Source organism: Streptomyces sp. E11-3 (assembly GCF_046540415.1).
In the GTDB taxonomy this organism is placed as follows: Bacteria; Actinomycetota; Actinomycetes; order Streptomycetales; family Streptomycetaceae; genus Streptomyces.
Window position 1 is genome coordinate 1 of the sequence record NZ_JAZGRL010000060.1, and the last position, 3,064, is coordinate 3,064.

General features: G+C 71.8%; 2 protein-coding genes. Both read left to right on the forward strand.

Going from position 1 to position 3,064, the window contains the following annotated elements; translation table 11 throughout:
- Positions 1-233: 233 nt before the first annotated feature.
- Positions 234-1,439, forward strand: a complete 1,206-nt coding sequence (locus tag U9R90_RS34900; RefSeq protein WP_411061402.1) for a DNA polymerase III subunit delta' — start codon at positions 234-236, stop codon at positions 1,437-1,439.
- Positions 1,440-1,514: 75 nt separating this feature from the next.
- The gene (locus U9R90_RS34905) at positions 1,515-3,053 is read left to right on the forward strand and encodes an alpha/beta hydrolase (RefSeq protein WP_411061403.1); all 1,539 of its coding nucleotides are present in this window, start codon (positions 1,515-1,517) and stop codon (positions 3,051-3,053) included.
- Positions 3,054-3,064: the final 11 nt, after the last annotated feature.

The window sequence follows — 3,064 nt, forward strand, 5'->3', positions numbered from 1 at the left end:
CTCCCGCTCGAGCGAAGTCGAGAGTGGGGGAGGGTGGGCACAACCCCTCGCCACGCTGTGCACCCAAGCCCGAAGGGCAACACCCTCCCCCCGCCACGGGGGCACCGTTGCGCCAAGCCCGAGGGCGACACCCTCACCCGGTACAGCGCACTGGCGCGCGCCCGGTTGTCAGTGCCGTCGACGACAATGGGCGCGGCAAGCGAATGCAGGACCGTAGCGAGGAGGCGGGGCCCATGCCCGTATGGGACGACCTGGTCGGCCAGGAGCGTGTCGCGGCGCAGCTCGACGCCGCCGCCAGGGACGCCGACACCCTCGTGACGGCGACGACGGAGCGCACCCCGCCCCCCGAGGCGTCGAAGATGACGCACGCGTGGCTGTTCACGGGCCCGCCGGGCTCCGGCCGCTCGACGGCGGCCAGGGCGTTCGCCGCCGCGCTGCAGTGCGTCAGCCCGGACCGCGCGCTGGGGGGCGCTCCGGGCTGCGGGTTCTGCGACGGCTGTCATACGAGCCTGATCGGTACGCACGCGGACGTCGAGGTCGTACGGACCGACCTGCTGAGCATTGGCGTGAAGGAGACCCGTGACCTGGTGCGCCGCGCCCAGCTCTCGCCGGCTGGGGGGCGCTGGCAGGTCATCGTTCTGGAAGATGCCGACCGCCTCACCGAAGGTGCGGGAAACGTCCTGCTCAAGGCGGTGGAGGAGCCCGCTTCGCGTACGGTGTGGCTGCTCTGCGCGCCGTCCCTGGAGGATGTGCTGCCGACGATTCGCTCGCGCTGTCGGCATCTGACCTTGCGGACGCCGCCGGTGGATGCCGTGGCGGACGTCCTGGTCCGGCGGGACGGTATCGAACCCCAGGTCGCGGCGGCCGCGGCGCGTGCGACGCAGGGGCACATCGGGCGGGCCCGCCGTCTGGCGACCGACGAGCGGGCGCGTGCGCGTCGGGCAGCGGTGCTGAAGATGCCCCTGCGGGTGGAGGAGATCGGGGGCTGTCTGAAGGCGGCGCAGGAGCTGATCGACGCTGCCGCGGAGGATGCCAAGCAGGTCGCCGACGAGGTGGACGGCAAGGAGACCGAGGAGCTGAAGGCGGCGCTCGGCGCCCAGGCGGGCGGCCGGATGCCGCGGGGCACCGCGGGTGCCATGAAGGAGCTCGAGGACCGGCAGAAGCGCCGTAAGACGCGTACCCAGCGGGACAGCCTCGACCTGGCTCTGATCGACCTGACGGGCTTCTACCGGGATGTGCTGGCCCTGCAGCTGGGCTCGCGGGTCGCGCTGGCCAACGTCGAGCTGCGGGACACCCTGGAGCGGGTGGCGCGAGGCTCGTCACCGGAGGCGACCCTGCGTCGGGTCGAGGCGATCGCCGCCTGCCGTGAGGCGCTGGATCGCAACGTGGCGCCGCTGCTCGCGGTGGAGGCGATGGCGGTGGCGCTGCGCGCGGGGTGATGCCTGTGTCACTCGTACGGACTGTTGTTGTTACGGAGTGTGTAGGGAGGCTCGGTTGAGAGTTACGCTCGGTGGATGGATTCCAGGCGCTACACCTTCCGTGCCGGGGGCGCGCTGCTCGCGGCGGCCGCGTTGCTGGTCTCCGGCTGCTCGTCGGGGGGTTCGCCGTCGGACGCCGTGGAGTCCGAGTCGGCCACGGCTGTCCCCAAGGGCCTGGACACGTACTACGGGCAGCGACTGAGCTGGCGTGAGTGCGGAGTGCCGGACTTCGAATGCACGACCTTGAAGGCCCCGCTGGACTACGAGCGCCCCGGCGACGGGGACATCAAGCTCGCCGTCGCCCGCAAGAAGGCCACCGGCCCCGGCAAGCGCATCGGCTCCCTGCAGGTCAATCCGGGCGGCCCTGGCGGGTCGGCGATCCAGTACCTCCAGGCGTACGCGGGCATCGGCTACCCGGAGCCGGTCCGCGCGCGGTACGACATGGTCGCGATCGACCCGCGCGGCGTGGCCCGCAGCGAGCCCGTCGAGTGTCTCGACGGGAAGCAGATGGACGCGTATACGCAGGTGGACGTCACGCCCGACGACCAGCGCGAGACCAAGGAGCTGACCGAGGCCTTCAAGGATTTCGCGGCGGGCTGCGAGCGCGAGTCCGGCAAGATCCTCCCCCATGTGTCGACGGTCGAGGCGGCCCGAGACATGGACGTACTGCGTGCCGCCCTGGGCGACGAGAAGCTCCAGTACGTGGGCGCCTCGTACGGCACGTTCCTCGGTGCCACCTACGCTGAGCTCTTCCCGCAGCGGACCGGCCGCCTGGTCCTGGACGGCGCGATGGACCCCTCGCTGCCGGCGCTCCAGATGAACCTCGACCAGACGGCCGGCTTCGAGACCGCGTTCCAGTCCTTCGCCGAGGACTGCGTGGCGCGCCCCGACTGCCCGCTCGGCCGCGGCACCCCCAAGGCGGCGGGCCAGCGCCTGAAGGACTTCTTCCGCGAACTGGACCGGAACCCCGTGCCCACGGGCGAGGACCGGCAGCTCGGCGAGACCCTCGCCACCACCGGCGTGATCGCCGCGATGTACGACGAGGGCGCCTGGCCGCAGCTGCGCGACGGGCTGGCCGCGGCGATGACGGAGAACGACGGCGCGGGACTGCTGTCGCTCGCCGACTCGTACTACGAGCGCAGCCCCGACGGCGAGTACGCGAACCTGATGTTCGCCAACTCGGCCGTGAACTGCCTCGACCTGCCCCCCGCCGTCACCTCCCCCGAAGAGGTCACCAAGGCGCTCCCCGACTTCGAGAAGGCCTCCCCCGTCTTCGGCGAAGGCCTCGCCTGGTCCTCCCTGAACTGCGCGTACTGGCCGGTGAAGCCCACCGGCGAGCCACACCGCACGGAGGCGAAGGGCGCGGCCCCGATCGTGGTCGTCGGCACCACCCGCGACCCGGCCACCCCGTACAAGTGGGCCGAGGCCCTCGCCGGCCAACTGGACTCGGCCACCCTCCTCACCTACAACGGCGACGGCCACACCGCCTACGGCCGCGGCAGCACCTGCATCGACACCGCGATCAACCGCTACCTCCTCCAGGGCGACCCCCCACCCAACAACACCCGGTGCTGACCCCGAACCGC

Excerpts from the sequence above, each read along its gene's own strand:
- U9R90_RS34900 (WP_411061402.1), top strand. The coding sequence starts at position 234 with ATGCCCGTATGGGACGACCTGGTCGGCCAGGAGCGTGTCGCGGCGCAG.
- U9R90_RS34905 (WP_411061403.1), top strand. The coding sequence starts at position 1,515 with ATGGATTCCAGGCGCTACACCTTCCGTGCCGGGGGCGCGCTGCTCGCG.